This is a genomic window from Curtobacterium sp. MCBD17_003, from assembly GCF_003234885.2.
In the GTDB taxonomy this organism is placed as follows: domain Bacteria; phylum Actinomycetota; class Actinomycetes; order Actinomycetales; family Microbacteriaceae; genus Curtobacterium.
This window is the reverse complement of record NZ_CP126275.1, coordinates 914727-930473: the sequence shown is the minus strand read 5'-3', so window position 1 is coordinate 930473 and position 15747 is coordinate 914727. Positions and strand designations below refer to the sequence as shown.

14 protein-coding genes are annotated in these 15747 nt (G+C 72.7%); 4 read left to right on the top strand and 10 right to left on the bottom strand.

The window, feature by feature from the left end; all coding sequences use genetic code 11:
• A complete protein-coding gene (dapB, locus tag DEI88_RS04560; protein WP_111011101.1) occupies window positions 1-747 on the bottom strand; it encodes a 4-hydroxy-tetrahydrodipicolinate reductase in 747 nt (248 codons plus the stop codon).
• A 43-nt stretch (window positions 748-790) separates the two neighbouring features.
• Here dapB and DEI88_RS04555 point away from each other — a divergent pair, with 43 nt between their 5' ends.
• Entirely contained in the window at window positions 791-1264 is a 474-nt protein-coding gene (locus tag DEI88_RS04555) for a GNAT family N-acetyltransferase (RefSeq protein ID WP_111011100.1), read from the top strand.
• A gap of 3 nt (window positions 1265-1267) precedes the next feature.
• On the opposite strand, the gene DEI88_RS04550 is transcribed toward DEI88_RS04555, so the two are convergent.
• A complete protein-coding gene (locus tag DEI88_RS04550) occupies window positions 1268-1870 on the bottom strand; it encodes a histidine phosphatase family protein (RefSeq protein ID WP_111011099.1) in 603 nt (200 codons plus the stop codon).
• A 10-nt stretch (window positions 1871-1880) separates the two neighbouring features.
• A complete protein-coding gene (locus tag DEI88_RS04545) occupies window positions 1881-3218 on the bottom strand; it encodes a M16 family metallopeptidase (protein ID WP_111072328.1) in 1338 nt (445 codons plus the stop codon).
• A 263-nt stretch (window positions 3219-3481) separates the two neighbouring features.
• Between DEI88_RS04545 and DEI88_RS04540 the strand changes: the two genes are divergently transcribed.
• Entirely contained in the window at window positions 3482-4141 is a 660-nt protein-coding gene (locus tag DEI88_RS04540) for a TetR/AcrR family transcriptional regulator (protein WP_258370221.1), read from the top strand.
• A 228-nt stretch (window positions 4142-4369) separates the two neighbouring features.
• On the opposite strand, the gene DEI88_RS04535 is transcribed toward DEI88_RS04540, so the two are convergent.
• On the bottom strand, window positions 4370-6631 hold the full coding sequence (locus DEI88_RS04535; protein ID WP_111011096.1) for a polyribonucleotide nucleotidyltransferase: 2262 nt from the start codon (window positions 6629-6631) through the stop codon (window positions 4370-4372).
• A gap of 365 nt (window positions 6632-6996) precedes the next feature.
• Between DEI88_RS04535 and DEI88_RS04530 the strand changes: the two genes are divergently transcribed.
• On the top strand, window positions 6997-8217 hold the full coding sequence (locus DEI88_RS04530; RefSeq protein ID WP_258370222.1) for a coiled-coil domain-containing protein: 1221 nt from the start codon (window positions 6997-6999) through the stop codon (window positions 8215-8217).
• A 25-nt stretch (window positions 8218-8242) separates the two neighbouring features.
• Here the strand turns inward: DEI88_RS04530 and DEI88_RS04525 are convergent, their stop codons facing one another.
• The 5 genes from DEI88_RS04525 to DEI88_RS04505 all read right to left on the bottom strand — a co-directional run bounded on the left by DEI88_RS04525 (window position 8243) and on the right by DEI88_RS04505 (window position 12083).
• Window positions 8243-8866: a CE1759 family FMN reductase gene (locus DEI88_RS04525; protein WP_111072329.1), complete on the bottom strand. Its 624-nt coding sequence runs from the start codon at window positions 8864-8866 to the stop codon at window positions 8243-8245.
• The gene (locus DEI88_RS04520) at window positions 8863-9975 is read right to left on the bottom strand and encodes an LLM class flavin-dependent oxidoreductase (protein WP_111011094.1); all 1113 of its coding nucleotides are present in this window, start codon (window positions 9973-9975) and stop codon (window positions 8863-8865) included. The genes DEI88_RS04525 and DEI88_RS04520 overlap by 4 nt, the downstream gene beginning before the upstream one ends.
• Window positions 9976-10200: 225 nt before the next feature.
• Window positions 10201-10470 carry a 30S ribosomal protein S15 gene (gene rpsO / locus DEI88_RS04515; protein WP_111011093.1) on the bottom strand — a complete coding sequence of 90 codons (270 nt, stop codon included), beginning with the start codon at window positions 10468-10470 and terminating at the stop codon, window positions 10201-10203.
• A 187-nt stretch (window positions 10471-10657) separates the two neighbouring features.
• Complete coding sequence (locus DEI88_RS04510) at window positions 10658-11485, bottom strand: nuclease-related domain-containing protein (protein WP_111037292.1); 828 nt, start codon at window positions 11483-11485, stop codon at window positions 10658-10660.
• A 157-nt stretch (window positions 11486-11642) separates the two neighbouring features.
• Complete coding sequence (locus DEI88_RS04505; protein WP_111037291.1) at window positions 11643-12083, bottom strand: VanZ family protein; 441 nt, start codon at window positions 12081-12083, stop codon at window positions 11643-11645.
• Between the two features lie 161 nt (window positions 12084-12244).
• Between DEI88_RS04505 and DEI88_RS04500 the strand changes: the two genes are divergently transcribed.
• Window positions 12245-13345 carry a glycoside hydrolase family 6 protein gene (locus tag DEI88_RS04500; protein ID WP_181441251.1) on the top strand — a complete coding sequence of 367 codons (1101 nt, stop codon included), beginning with the start codon at window positions 12245-12247 and terminating at the stop codon, window positions 13343-13345.
• A 12-nt stretch (window positions 13346-13357) separates the two neighbouring features.
• Here DEI88_RS04500 and DEI88_RS04495 read toward each other — a convergent pair whose 3' ends face one another.
• The gene (locus DEI88_RS04495; RefSeq protein ID WP_111072331.1) at window positions 13358-15649 is read right to left on the bottom strand and encodes a HelD family protein; all 2292 of its coding nucleotides are present in this window, start codon (window positions 15647-15649) and stop codon (window positions 13358-13360) included.
• Window positions 15650-15747 lie beyond the last annotated feature (98 nt).

The window sequence follows — 15747 nt, the reverse complement described above, 5'->3', positions numbered from 1 at the left end:
TCAGGCGATGCCGAGGACGCTGTCGAGCCCGACCGTCAGCCCCCGGAGGGAGGGCACGGCACGGAGCGCGGCGCGGACACCCGGCGTGTAGGCGACGTCGTCCGTCGTGTCGTGCCGGATCGTCAGGGTCTCGCCGACGCCGCTGAGCACGACGTCCTGCTGGGCCCGGACGCCCGGTAGCCGGAGGCTGTGCACCGGCACGCTGGCCACCTGCTGTCCCCGCGCGCGCTGGTCCACGTGCGGCGCCGCGACCGGCCCCACGTCGCGTCGGGCCTCGGCGATGCGTTCCGCGGTCCGGACGGCCGTCCCCGACGGCGAGTCGACCTTCGCCGCGTGGTGGGCCTCGACGATCTCGACCGCGTCGAACCAAGGCGCCGCGATCGTCGCGAGGTGCGTCGCGAGCACGGAGCCGATCGAGAAGTTCGGGACCACCATCGCCCCCTGCTCCGGCCGGTCCCCGAGCACGGCGCGGAGGTGCGCGAGCCGGTCCGCGGACCACCCCGAGGTGCCGACGAGGACGTTGGCACCGCTCGCGAGCGCGGCGTCGACGATCGCCGGGCTCCGCGCCGGCACCGTGACGTCGACCACGACGCGAGCGCCGGCGAAGACGTCCGGACCGGCGTCCTCCACGTGGTCCCCCGACCCGAGCGAGGCGACGAGGTCGAACCCGTCGAGCGCCTCCACGACCGAGACGACGAGGCGACCGAGGCGACCGGATGCACCGACCACGGCGACGGGGATGCTCATGGGCCCATCCAACCATCCCCCGGTCCGCCCGTAGGATCGTGAGGTGGTCTCCGTGCGCGCCGTCCCCGCCGATCTGCCCGAGGTCGACGTCCTGCTCGACCACTACCTCGACGAGCGGGCCGCGACGTTCCCCGTCGCGCAGGGGTCGTACCGACGCAAGCGGACCGACCCGCGCGAGTTCGTCCCGCCACACGGCACCTTCGTGGTCGCACACGACGGCGAGGACGCCGTCGGCTGCGGCGGCCTCCGGCGCATCGACGACGACGGCGAGGACGTCCGGTTCGAGGTCAAACACGTGTTCGTCGAGCCCGCCGCGCGAGGGGCGGGGGTCGCGACCGCGATCATGGACGCGCTCGAGCGCGCTGCCGTCGACCTCGGCGCCACGAGCGTCGTCCTCGACACGAACGACAGTCTCGTCGCCGCTGGCGCCATGTACCGCGGCCGCGGGTACGAGCGGATCGCGCCGTACAACGACAACCCGAACGCGACCGCCTGGTACCGGCGGCGGGTCGGCTGACCGTCAGAGCGGCTGCGGGACCGGGAGGCCCGTCCGCAGTTCGACGGGCAGGTGCGCCGTGTCGTTCAGGGTCACCAGCTCCGGCGGCTTCGCCGACCGGACGCGGACGATGGTGAGCGCGGTGTGGGCGACGCTCGTCCCCATCCAGCGCCAGTCCGGCGCCTGGAACACCTCGCGCACGAACCAGGCGATCACCGCGTTGTGGGTGATGAGGAGGTCGTGGCGGTCCTCGATGGAGGGCGTGAACCACTCGGCGACGGCGTCACCCATCTGGGCCTGGCCGGCCGCGATCTCCTCTTCCGTCACGCCGCCGAAGAAGCTCCGGTAGGCGTGCGGCATCTCGGACGTCGGGCCCGAGGGCACGCAGTCGAACAGGAGCGTCGAGGCCTCGGGCACGATCGCCGGGAGCCGTTCACGCATGATCCTGGCGGTCTCGGCCGGCGCTTCGAGCGGCGAGTGGCAGACGGAGTCGAACGGGATCCCGCCGAGACGGTCCGCGATGAGCGTCGCCTGCCGCTTGCCACGCTCGGAGAGCTTGCCGTCGCGCAGGCCGTGCTCGGCGTCCTGGTGTTCCCCGTGCCGGACGAGGTAGAGGTAGTGCGACATGCCGGACCGGTCAGACGTCGTCCGCGCCGGGAGCGCCCTCGAGGTCGGCGCGGTCGACGGCGCCGACCACGCTCGTGACCACGGGGCGGGTCAACAGGTCGCGCGCGAGGTCGAGGACGTCGTCGGTGCTCACGCGATCGACGCGCTCGAGGGCCGTCGCGAGGTCCGTGAACTCCCCCACCCCGAGCTCGGAGCGGCCGAGCCGCGTCATGCGCGCGTCCGTGTCCTCGAGCGACAGCGTCAGCGCGCCCTCGATCTGGCCCTTCGCACGCGCGAGCTCGTCGGCTGAGATCCCGCTGTCCGTCATCTTGCGGAACTCGTCGTCGACGATGCCGAGCAGCGCCCCGACGTTGTCGGGCGCACAACCGGCGTAGACCCCGAACGCGCCGTTGTCGAGGTACGCCGGGGCGAACGAGGACACGGCGTACGCCAGACCACGGCGCTCGCGGACCTCTTGGAACAGGCGCGAGGACATGCCGCCACCGAGCACCGCGTTGAGCACGCTGAGCACCGGGCGGCGGTCGTCGCGGAGGTCGAGCCCGTGCGAACCCCGGATGAGGCTGACCTGTTCGGTGGGACGACGGATGAGTTCCAGGCGGGGCTCGACGCCCTCCGCCGGGACCTCGGCCGAGCGACGGGGGTTCGGGGTGGCCGGCGGGACGTCCCCGAAGGCCGCCGCGACGAGTTCGACGAGCTGGTCGTGGTCGATCGCGCCCGCGGCCGTGACCACGATGCCGCTCGGCATGTAGTGCTGCCGGTAGTGGTCCAAGACCTCGTCGCGCTCGACCGCACGGATGCTGTCCGGCGTGCCACCGATCGGACGCCCGAGCGCGTGGCCGGCGAAGGCGGCGGCGAAGAAGGCCTCGCCCGCGAGGTCGGCCGGGTCGTCGGCAGCCATCGCGAGCTCCTCGAGGATCACCCCGCGCTCCACGTCGAAAGCCTCCGGGTCGAGGACCGAGTTCGTCACCATGTCGCCGATCACGGCCACGGCCATCGGGACGTCGAGATCCCGGACGCGGGCGTAGTAGCAGGTGTACTCCTTGGCGGTCGCCGCATTGTGCTCGCCGCCGACCGAGTCGAACGCCACGGCGATGTCCAACGCGCTGCGTTCGCGTGTGCCCTTGAAGAGCAGGTGCTCGAGGAAGTGGGTCGAGCCGTACTGGCCGGGTTGCTCGTCGCGCGAACCGACCCCCACCCAGTACCCGATGCTCGTCGACCGCGCCGACGGGACGGCCTCGGTGAGCACGCGGACGCCCGAGGCGAGGACCGAACGCCGGACGAGGGTCCCCCCTGCGGTGGGGAAGGCGGTCTCCGGCGCTTCGAGCGGCAACGGCACGGGGCGGTTCATCGCGTCGAGCCTACTGAGTCTCCACGGACGTGACTCAGGAACGGCCTGCGCTTGTGGACAGCCCGCGGATGACCCGGGAACGGGGTACACACGATGCGGACATACGGACTCGTCTGTCTGTCCTCCTCGTGCTACAATGACGGCACCGGAACGGCACCGCCCCCTCGATGCCGGTCCGGCGGCTACCGGACAACCGGGTCCTGGTGCGACACACGTCCCCCCGCGGTGTCGCGACAGCCGACGTTGTCCCGAGGAGCCACGCTGTGACGGTCGATTCCCCCCAACCGACCGTCCAGCGTCTCCCGGGACCGACGACACCCGGGTCGAGCGAAGCTCCCCGGACCGGCGCCGCGCGTCCGACCGGCGGCGCGAAGCTCCGGATCCTCGAGACGGCGGCCCGGCTCTTCTACGAAGAGGGCATCCGTGGCGTCGGCGTCGACCGGCTCATCGCCGAGGCGAGCGTGACGAAGGCGACCTTCTACAAGCACTACGGCTCGAAGGACAACCTGATCCTCGCCTACGTGCGGAGCCGGCACGAGCAGGTCAAGCAGGCGATGGACACCATCATCGCCGAGGCACCCGACGCACGGACTGCGGTCGGCACCTGGGTCGACACCGTCGTGGACACCACCAACGACCCCGACTTCCGGGGCTGCGCGTTCCTCAACGCCGCGGCGGAGTACCACGACCCCCGGCACCCCGTCCGTGAGGTCGTGTCGGCCCACCGCGACTGGTACACCGATCAGCTCGCCGAGCTCCTGCAGCAGGCCGGCCACCCGCTCCCGGGCGACGGCGCCGACGAGCTCATGCTCGCGCGTGACGGCGCGATGGTGGGGTCGTACGCCGGGGACACGATCGCGGCGTGCGCTGCTCTGGGCCGCGTGGCGAGTCGCGTGCTCGGCACCGACGCACCCGCCGCCTGACCTGCCGCGCGGCCGCCGTGCCGCCCGGCCGCCCGGCCGCCCTGCGACTCTCCCGCCGAGATCGCAGTCGTTGCCGCTCTGCCGCGGGGCGGAGCGGCAACGTCTGCGATCTCGCGGTGTCCGGACGGCGGCCGGAGGACGGCGGCCGGAGGACGGCGGCCGGACCGCAGACGCGGAACGGCCGCCGGCCCCCGTGGGGACCGACGGCCGTTCCGTCGAGCGCGAGCGTCAGACCGTGGCGCCCTCGGCGTCCGCGGACTCGGTCGCCGTGTCGGCTTCCTCGGCGATCACGGGCGCGAGCGACAGCTTGCCGCGGTCGTCGACCTTCGTGACCTCGACGAGGACCTTCTGGCCGACCCCGAGGACGTCCTCGACGTTCTCGACGCGCTTGCCACCGGCGAGCTTGCGGACCTCGGACACGTGGAGGAGTCCGTCTCGGCCCGGGAGGAGCGAGACGAACGCACCGAAGGTGGCGATCTTGACGACCGTTCCGAGGAACTGGTCCCCGATCTCCGGGTTGGTCGGGTTCGCGATCGCGTTGACCTGGGCGCGAGCGGCCTCGGCCGAGGGACCGTCGACCGCACCGATGTAGACCGTGCCGTCGTCCTCGATCGAGATGTCGGCGCCGGTCTCGTCCTGGATCCCGTTGATCGTCTTGCCCTTCGGGCCGATCAGCTCGCCGATCTTGTCGACCGGGATCTGGACGCTGATGACGCGCGGCGCGGTGTCGGCCATCTCGTCGGGGGCGTCGATCGCCTCGGTCAGGACACCGAGGATCGCCGAACGGGCCTCCTTGGCCTGCTTCAGGGCGGCGTCGAGGACCGACGACGGGATGCCGTCGAGCTTCGTGTCGAGCTGGATCGCGGTGACGAACTCGCTCGTGCCGGCGACCTTGAAGTCCATGTCGCCGAGGGCGTCCTCGGCACCGAGGATGTCGGTCAGGGCCGCGTAGCGGGTCTGGCCGTCGACGGTGTCGGAGACGAGGCCCATCGCGATGCCCGCGACCGGCGCGCGCAGCGGCACACCGGCGTTGAGGAGCGACAGGGTCGAGGCGCACACGGAGCCCATCGAGGTGGAGCCGTTCGACCCGAGGGCCTCGGACACCTGACGGATGGCGTAGGGGAACTCCTCGCGGCTCGGCAGGACCGGCACGAGGGCCCGCTCGGCGAGGAAGCCGTGTCCGATCTCGCGACGCTTCGGCGAACCGACGCGGCCGGTCTCACCGGTCGAGTAGGGCGGGAAGTTGTAGTGGTGCAGGTAGCGCTTCTTCGTGACCGGGCTCAGGGAGTCGATCTGCTGCTCCATCTTGAGCATGTTCAGCGTCGTGACCCCGAGGATCTGGGTCTCGCCGCGCTGGAAGATCGCCGAACCGTGGACGCGCGGGATGACCGCGACCTCGGCGTCGAGCGGACGGATGTCGGCGAGGCCGCGGCCGTCCATGCGGACCTGCTCGGTGAGGATCCGGCCGCGCACGACCTTCTTCGTCACCGACTTGTAGGCGGCGGAGACCTGACCGTTGGCCTCGGCGGGCAGGGTGCCGGCCTCGACCTGGGCCGCGACGGCCTCCTTGACGCGCGCCTTGAGGGCATCGTCGGCGTCCTGGCGCTCGAGCTTGCCGGCGATCTGGTACACGCCCTTGAGCTCGTCGAGGGCGAGCCCCTCGACCGCCGCGTAGACCTCGTCGGAGTACGCCGGGAACACCGGGTAGTCCTGGATCTCCTTGGCGGACTGCGCGGCCATCTTCGCCTGGGCCTCGACGAGGACCTTGAGGAACGGCTTGGCGGCCTCGAGGCCCTGCGCCACGACGGACTCGTCCGGCTTGACGGCGCCACCCTGGATGAGGCCCCAGCTGTTCTCGGTGGCCTCCGCCTCGACCATCATGATCGCGACGTCCTCGTTGCCGGCCTCGTCGGTGACGACCCGGCCGGCGACGGTCAGGTCGAACACGGCCTGCTCGAGCTGCGAGTGCTTCGGGAACGCGACCCACTGGCCGTCGATGAGCGCGAGGCGCACACCGGCGATCGGGCCGGAGAACGGCAGACCGGAGATCTGCGTGGAGGCCGACGCCGCGTTGATCGCGAGGGCGTCGTAGAACTCGTCCGGCGCGATGCTCAGGACCGTGATGACGATCTGGACCTCGTTGCGGAGCCCGTCGACGAACGACGGACGGAGCGGGCGGTCGATGAGCCGGCAGACCAGGATGGCCTCGGTCGACGGTCGGCCCTCGCGGCGGAAGAACGAGCCGGGGATCTTGCCGGCGGCGTAGGAGCGCTCCTCGACGTCGACGGTGAGCGGGAAGAAGTCGAAGCCCTCCCGCGGGTGCTTGCCGGCGCTCGTGGCGCTCAGCAGCATGGTCTCGTCGTCCAGGTACGCGGCGACGGCGCCCTGCGCCTGCTGCGCGAGACGACCGGTCTCGAACCGGACGGTACGGGTACCGAAGCGACCGTTGTCGATCACTGCCTCGGCGAACTTGATCTCGGGACCCTCCAAAGGGGTGCCTCCTCGTGTGCGTGACGGCCACGCACACTCGTCGAGCGTGCGTGGTGGTGTCGGCGTCGTGGTCGACGCCGCATGGTGTGTGTGCAGCAGGGCCGGGGGTCGAGGGCACGGTGTGCACGTGCGCCCACACGACAGCGGGACGCATGCCTGGCCAGCAGTAGAAATCCACGGCGCCGCTCGCCCCGCGTGGGGGACGGTCCCGTAGGTCACCACCGATGACCAGCTTCGTGCCGGCCTGCTCCGGTTGGTTCCAGATCGATGACGGATACGTCACCGACGGCCACGAGCCTAGCATCCGGGTCCGCCGCTCCGGCATGGCTCGCGGCGAACACGCGGTGGGTCGTTAGCCTGGGCCCATGCGTCACTCCTCCCCCACGCGTGCCGCCGCGCCCGGACGTGCGCGCCGTCGGCTGCTCGTGACGGGCCTCACCCTGACCGTGTGCGCGTTCGTCGCGCCGGTCGTCGGAGCCCTCCCGGCCCAGGCCACGACCTACCCGTCGTGGGCGGACGTCCAGGCGGCGAAGGGCAACCAGGCGGCCACGCAGGCCGAGGTCGCGAAGGTGCAGGACGCGCTCAAGGGCCTCCAGTCGGTGGCCGCGCAGAAGTCCGCCGCCGCGCTCACCGCGTCGGCCCAGGCCGCCGCGGCCGAGTCCGACCTCCGGGCGGCGACCCAGACGGCCGACGACCTGACCGCCAGGGCAGCGGCCGCCGCCGAGACCGCGGCGCGCGCCAAGGACCGGGCGGGGCAGCTCGCCGCGCACCTCTACCGCTCGGGCGACAGCGACACGATCACGAGCCGCATCGTCGGTTCCAAGAAGCCCCAGGACCTCCTGTACCAACTCGGCACCCTCGACCAGTTGTCGGACACGTGGGCCGGTGTGATGAGCGACGCGAGCGTGGCGGCGAACACGGCCACGTCCCTCCACGACCAGGCGCAGCGGGCCGAGGCGGAGCGCCAGCGCCTCGCCGACGCCGCGGAGACCAAGTCGACGGCGGCGGACGCCGCGGAGGCAGCGGCGAACGCCGCGGTGTCGAGCACGCAGCAGCACAGCGACGAGCTGTACGCGCAGCTCGCCACCCTCAAGGACACGACGGCGAAGGTCGAGCGGCAGTACGCGATCGGCCAGGCCGTGGCCGCCCAGGTCGCGGCCCAGAAGCGGGCCGCGCAGCTCGCTGCGGAGCGCGCGGCCGCCCAACGCGCCACGTCCGCCGTCGCGGCGGCCGCGCCCACGACGTCATACCCGGATCCGTCCGGCGTCGGCGCGGACCCCGCAGGCGCGCAGGCGTACGCGCGAGGCGCGATCGGTGCCTACGGCTGGGGTTCCGACCAGTTCTCATGCCTCGTGTCACTGTGGACGCAGGAGTCGGGCTGGCGGGCGAACGCCCTCAACGTCTCGAGCGGCGCCTACGGCATCCCGCAGGCCCTGCCCGCGTCGAAGATGGCCACGGCGGGCGCGGACTGGCGCACGAACCAGGACACCCAGATCAACTGGGGCCTGGCGTACATCAAGGACGCGTACGGCAGCCCCTGCGCCGCCTGGAACCACGAGATGAGCGAGAACCCGCACTGGTACTGAGCGGGTCTCCCCCTCCGCGCGCCCCCTACTGACCGAGGCCCTCGAGCAGACTCCCGAAGTCGACGACGTCGGGCTCCGTCACGGGGACACGACGCCGGGAGGTCCGGACCATGTGGGCGAGGTCGGCCCCCGCCCGGCGGATCCGACCGTCGAGTGCCGCCACGCCCTCGGCGTCGCCCCAGTCCTCGGTGGCCGCGAACACCGCGGTCGGCGCCACGGCGGCGCGCAGATAGCTGAAGACCGGTCGGAACCCGTGCTCGACCGTGAGCGAGTGCCGCGGGGAGCCACCGGTCGCACCGAGCAGCACGGGCATGTCGACGAGTGCGTCCGTCTCGAGGACGTCGAGGAACGACTTCGCGAGCCCGCTCATGCCCGCGGTGAACACCGGCGCGACGAACACGACGGCGTCCGCCTCGACGAGCTCGGCGACCGCCGCGCCGAGCGCGGGCGGTGTGAAGCGCGTCAGCATCGCGTCGGTGATCTCGTGCGCGAGCGGGCGCAGGTCGACGTGCACGACGCGCGTCGCGCCTCCCGGCACCCCGTCGGGGTCACCGAGGGCGGTCACGGCGGCATCCGCCAGCCGGTCGGCCAGGAGGCGCGACGACGACGGTTCGGACAGCCCCGCGGAGACGACGGCGATGGTGGTCATGCGCGCACCTCCGCGACGTCGCTGGCGACGGCGGCCGACTGCGCGGCCGCGACGAGCGAGGCGTGGGTCGGGGCGTCGGGGACGCCCGGGGCACGGCGGGCCTCGAACTCCTTCCGGAGCACGGGCACGACCTCCTCGCCGAGGATGTCGAGCTGCTCGAGCACGGTCGTGAGCGGCAGCCCCGCGTGGTCCATGAGGAACAGCTGGCGCTGGTAGTCGCCGACGTACTCGCGGAAGCCGAGGGTCCGGTCGATGACCTCCTGCGGGCTGCCGACCGTGAGCGGGGTCTGCCGTGTGAAGTCCTCGAGGCTCGGGCCGTGGCCGTAGACCGGCGCGTTGTCGAAGTACGGGCGGAACTCCGCGACGGCGTCCTGCGAGTTCTTCCGCATGAACACCTGGCCGCCGAGCCCGACGATCGCGTTCGCGGCCGGCCCGTGTCCGTGGTGCTCGAACCGCTCGCGGTAGAGCCGGACCATGTTCGCGGTGTGGCTCGCGGGCCAGAAGATGTGGTTCGCGAAGAACCCGTCGCCGTAGTAGGCCGCCTGCTCGGCGATCTCGGGGGTGCGGATCGAGCCGTGCCAGACGAACGGGGCGACGCCGTCGAGTGGGCGCGGCGTCGCGGTGAAGCCCTGCAGCGGCGTGCGGAAGTGGCCCTGCCAGTCGACGACGTCCTCGGTCCAGAGGCGGCGGAGGAGTGCGTAGTGCTCGATGGCGAGGTTGACGCCCTGTCGGATGTCCTGCCCGAACCACGGGTAGACGGGCCCGGTGTTCCCGCGGCCGAGGATGAGGTCGGTGCGGCCGCCGGACACGTGCTGGAGCATCGCGAAGTCCTCGGCGATCTTCACCGGGTCGTTCGTCGTGATGAGTGTCGTGCTCGTGCTGAGGACCAGCCGCTCGGTCTTCGCGGCGAGGTAGCCGAGCATGGTGGTCGGCGAGGACGGCACGAACGGCGGGTTGTGGTGCTCGCCCGTGGCGAAGACGTCGAGGCCGACCTCCTCCGCCTTCTGCGCGATGGTCAGGACCGCCTGGATCCGCTCGGCCTCGGTCGGCGTCCTGCCGGTCGTCGGGTCGGTGGTGACGTCACCCACGGTGAAGATGCCGAACTGCACGATGCGCTCCTCTTTCGATGCGTTTGCATGTACATGGTAGCCGAACGGCGGTGCAATGCACGCTATTCCCGCTCCGTGCGAACGCGCGGGGAGACCACCGCACCCGTCGGGAACGCAGAACGCCCCGCCCCTCCGGTGGGAGGGACGGGGCGTTCGGTCAAGACCGAATCCCCCGCCTGGCGGAGGCACTTCGATCGTCGACCGCAGTGACCGACAGAGCAGTGACTAGCGACGCAGGCCGAGGCGCTCGATGAGCGAGCGGTAGCGGTTGATGTCGACGTCGGCGAGGTAGCCGAGGAGACGACGACGCTGCCCGACGAGGAGCAGCAGACCACGACGCGAGTGGTGGTCGTGCTTGTGCTCCTTGAGGTGCTCGGTGAGGTCCTTGATGCGCTGCGTGAGCACGGCCACCTGGACCTCGGGGGATCCCGTGTCGCCCGGGTGGGTCGCGTACTCTTCGATGATCGCCTTCTTGACGTTCGATTCGAGTGCCATGGGTGATCCCCTTCCTGTTGCTGCGCGGTGCACCACACCGGATGTGTGGGCGCTCTGTGTCCGCGGCCGTTCGACGGCAACCTGACGATGATACCCCACCGGCCCGTCGCCGGACGACCCCGACGGGCCCCGTCCGGCACCGGCCCGTCGCCGGACGACCCCGACGAGCCCCACCCGTGCCCCGGAGTCAGCTGAACAGTGCCCCGACGAGGCCGGGGACGGCCGCGACGACCGCGACGAGGCCGGCCGCGACGCCCGCACACGCGGCACCCGCCCACGCGAGACGCGCAGCGCGGGCGACCCGCACCTCCCGTCCGAGCGCTGCGAACCGTGCCACGACGTCGGCGGGCTCACCCTCGGGCCGCACGCCCCACGTCTCGGTGGAGGTCACGGCCCCGGCGAGCGCCCACACCGCGTCCTGACCGAGGACCGTCGGGAGCCGGCGGAGCGTCCGGACGAGGTGACGGGCGTCGACGACGCGGACGTCCTCGGGCGCGCGTCGGACCTGCACCCGGGCGGCGTGCACCACCGCGACGAGACTCGTCACCGGTGCGACGGGGAGCGTGAGCGCCGCCAGGGCACGCAGCACGCGCGTCCGATCGCTCCGTGCCGCGTGCACGTACGGCCGGCGCTGACCCGCGACGAGCACGGTGTCGCCGCCGACCCACACGCGGGCGTCGCGGTGGTGCTTCGTGTGCACCGTGACGACACCCATGGGTCCGACGACGAGGTGGTCGATGTCCGTGCCCGAGTCCGTCACCGGGATGGAGTGCAGTACGACGTGCTCCGGTCCGAGCCCCTCGAGGAGCCGCGCGGTCACGCGCTCCCCCACCACGCCGACGTACCAGGACCGCGCCGCGTCGGTGAGCACGCGCGCGCCGACGACGCGTGCGAGAGGACCCCGCGGTGGCGCGGCCGCCTGCTCGGCGAGGCAGGCCGCCATGAGCGTCTGCCCCGGGACCCGGTCCGTGAGGTCGTCGAGTCGTACCGCCCCCGGGACGTCGTGGGTGGGCACGCGGTGGTCCTCCTGTCGGGCCGTCCTGCACGGCCCACCACCCAGGGTGTCGGACCCGGGCCGGCCGGTGCCAGCTCCAGAAGGGGTGCCCCCCGGACGGCCGGACCAGGGGACGGACGGGAGGACCGGGGTCGACCGGTCGCGCGACGCGCGGCCGTCAGACCATGCGCGGGCGCCGGCGGCGGCGTTCGGGCACCGCCGACCGAGCCAACCCGATGAGCGTGGCGCCGAGGAACCCCCCGAGTCCGTTCGAGAGGACGTCGCGCGGATCGGCGACGCGACCCGGCAGGGCGACGTGCTGCGTCCACTCGATGCCCACCGAGAGTCCGACGGCGAGCATGCCCGCGAGGAACCACGCCCGCCGGGGCAGCCACATCGCCGCGATCGCACCGACCGGGACGAACATCGCGATGTTCGCCAGGAACTCCGCGCGGTCGTAGGTGACCCACGCCGTCGCCGCGTGCTGCTGGGCCAGCCGGAGGACGAGGGCGACCGCATCACTGCCGGAGCGGGAGAACAGCTGGGGTGTCAGCGTCATCCGCCACACCACCCAGGCGTAGCCGGCGGTGACGACGAGCAGCAGCAGTCTCCGGAACATCCGCACAGTCTGGGGCAGCAGCCTGCCGCACCCCTGTGCCCTGGCTGGACACCGACCGCGCCGCGCCTGGCAGATCGCACACAGCGGACCGGCGAGTGGCCGCCGCGGGGCCGGTGATGCGAGGCTGGTCCGACCGACCCGTGAGGACGAGGAGGACCGCCATGCCCACGGAGCGGCCTGACCCTCGCCCGCCGGCCGGCCACCACCGGTCGGGGCGCCGCCAGTGGGCCGTCCTCGGCGCGGTCGCCGTGGGGCTGGCGCTGCTGCTCGTGCTCGCGTTGACGGTCGTCCTGCCCCACGCCGACCGGAACGGAGGCTCCATGTCGACCCCCGAGGCCACCCCCACGCCGACGCGCGTCGTCGCGACCCGCAGGACCGCGGCCGAGGCCTTCCCCGGCGGACTCGCCGTGCAGCCCACGAGCGTGAACCACCCCGCCCGGTCCGAGTCCGCCGCTCGCACCCGCGGCGACGTCGCGACGGCGAACGCGCTCTCGGTGATCGCGGACCAGCCGATCGCCACGTGGCTCACGGGCGCGGGGTCGACCGCCGACACCGTGCGCACGGTCCGCGCGGTGCTCGAGAGCGCGCAGACGCACCAGGCGACCCCGACGTTCGTGCTCTACGCCGTGCCGGACCGCGACTGCGGCGGGTACTCGAAGGGCGGCCTCAGCACGGCCGCCTACGGCCCCTGGGTGCGGCACGTGGCCGACGCCATGCGGGGATCGCACGCCGTCGTGCTCGTCGAACCGGACTCCCTCGCCCAGATCTCGAACTGCCCCCGCATCGGGACGAGCCGCATCCCGGTGATCCGGCAGGCCGTGCACACCCTCGTCGACGCCGGGCTCACGGTGTACCTCGACGGCGGCAACGAGGACCGCGTCCCCGTGGACACCATGGCGCGGCGCCTCCGCGAGGCCGGTGTCGACGAGGCCCAGGGCTTCTCGACGAACGTGTCGAACTTCTACCGCGTCGACCAGGAACGCGCGTACGCCGACCGGCTCGCGGACCGCATCGGGGGCGACCCGCACTTCGTCATCGACGTGTCCCGCAACGGCCGGGGGTGGCTCGGCACCTGGTGCAACCCGCCGGGCGCCGGGCTCGGGCAGACCCCGCACGTCACCGCCGGCTCCACCCGACTCGACGCCCTGCTGTGGGTGAAGACCCCCGGGCTGAGCGACGGCACGTGCAACGGTGGACCGGCCGCCGGACAGTGGTGGCAGCAGTACGCGCTCGACCTCGTGGAGCACCGGAAACGGGACTGACCGCCGGCGAGATCAGGCCGCGACGTCCCCCGCCTCCGCCGCACCGGCGTCCTCGTCGGTCGCGATGACGTCGAGCACGACGAGCCGCCGGGTCGGCCGCGTCATGGCGACGTACACGGCGGCGGCCGCGCGGGCAGCGTCGGCGCCGACACCGTCCGGGTCGACGAGCACCACGCCGTCGAACTCGAGCCCCTTGGCCTCGGCACCGGTGAGGACGGTGACCGCGCCGGGCCGTGGCGCCTCGAGCGAACGGAGGTCGTCCGTGGTCGCCGCCAGCCGTTCGCGGATCTCCGCGATCGCGTCGTCGGGCGCGATGACGCCCATGGTGCCCGTGCCGATCCGACGCCGCTCGGCCCGGACCTGCTCGACGACCGCGTCGACGAGGCCGGCGCGGGACACCGCGACGTGCTCGACCGGATCACCGTCACGGACGGCGCGGGTGGCGGTGACGGCGAGCCCGGCGTCCTCAGCGAACCGACCGGCGGCTTCGACGATCTGCCGCGGCGTGCGGTAGTTGACGGTGAGGTACTCGATCCGGTGGTCGAGCGGCACGCGGGGAGCCCGGCCTCGACGACGGCGGGCGAGGGCACCGAGCACGTCGTCCCAGCTCCGCGCGGCGGCGGGCGACGACCCCTGCGCCATGTCCCCGACGATCGTGAAGGACCGCAACGGGTTCCGCCGTGCGAGCACCCGCCACTGCATCGGCGAGAGCTCCTGGGCCTCGTCCACCACGATGTGGCCGTAGGTCCACTCGCGGTCCTCCGCTGCACGCTCCGCGGTGGTGCGCGGGTCACCGCCCTCGGCGAAGGACCCCGCGACCTGCTCCGCCGTCACGATGCCCTCGACGCCCATGTTCTCGATCGCGATGCGGGCGTTCTCGACGTCGCGCTGTCGGGCCGCCTTCGCCTGCCGCCGGGCGCCGCCGCCCGAGGGGTCGAACGGGCCGAGGAGCTCGGCGGCCTCGTCGAGCAGCGGGACGTCCTCGACCGTGAACCCGGCACCGCGCGAGCGTCGGAGCAACGCCCGCCGGTCAGCGGACCAGTGCGGGGTCAGCGAGGCGAGCCAGTTCGGGCGCGCGTAGAGGTCCTCGACGAACTTCTCGGCCGGGAGCGGCATCCACGCGCCGTTCAGCAGCACCCGCACGTCGTACGACGAACGGATGTCCTCGCGGAGGACCTTCTCGTCGGCCTCGTCCACCGTGGTCCCGCGCTCGCGCAGCTGCTCGGCGAGCAGACCGGTGAGGGCATCGAGTGCCGCCTTGTTGAAGGTCACCCGCGCGACGTTGTGCGGCTTGCCCCGCTCCTGGGCCTTCCGCATCGCCGCGGCGATGAGCGACGGCGGGACCACGAGACGCTCGCCCTCGATGTCGACCGTGACGGTCTCGGTCGGCACGATCTGCCGCGACCGCACCGCGCGGCGGAGCAGGTCGGCCATCTCGGCCGACCCCTTGACCGCGGCGGCCCGCGCGCCGTCGTGCCGATCGGTGTCGACGCCCGGGTACAGGGACCCGAGGGACGCCATGACGACGCCCGTCTCGCCGAGCGACGGGAGGACCTGCTCGATGTACGTCAGGAAGGCCGGCGACGGACCGACGACGAGCACGCCGGAGCCGCGGAGACGCTCGCGGTGCGAGTACAGCAGGTAGGCCGCCCGGTGGAGTGCGACGGCGGTCTTGCCGGTGCCGGGGCCACCCTGCACGACGAGCACGCCCTCGATGGCGGACCGGATGATGCGGTCCTGCTCGCCCTGGATCGTCGCGACGATGTCGGTCATCCGGCCCGTGCGGTCCGCGCTCACGGCGGCCAGCAGCGCGCCCTCACCCTGCAGGTGGGTGCGCTCGCTGTCGTAGAGCGTCGCGTCGAACACCTCGTCCTCGACGCCGACGACCTCGCGACCGGCCAGCGTCAGGTGCCGACGCGCGCGCATGCCCATCGGGTGGGCCGCCGTCGCCTGGTAGAACGCGCTGGCGCCGGGGACGCGCCAGTCGAGCAGCAGCGGCCGGTGCTCGGCGTCCCGGAGCCCGACGCGGCCGATGTAGCGGAAGGCGCTCTCGTCCTGCTCCGGGTCCGCGACCTCGAGGCGGCCGAACACGAGCCGGTCCCCGACGCGCTCGAGCGTCGCGAGGGTGTCCTCGTAGAGGCGGGCGAAGGCGTCACGTTCGCTGCGGCTCTGGTGGTTCCCACCGACGGACTCACGACGGGTCTCGGCCAGTCGCCGGGCGGCGTCCGCGGACAACTCGTCGAGCCGTGCGAACAGGCCGTCGACGTACTGACGTTCGCGGTCGACTTCTGACTCCTCGGTCACGCAACACCCTTCGGGACGGGGGTGACAAGTGTAGCCCCGCGCGCGCCGTGGTGGGAGGTGTCGACGTGGAGGTGCGACGGGGCCGGTCCGACCGGCCC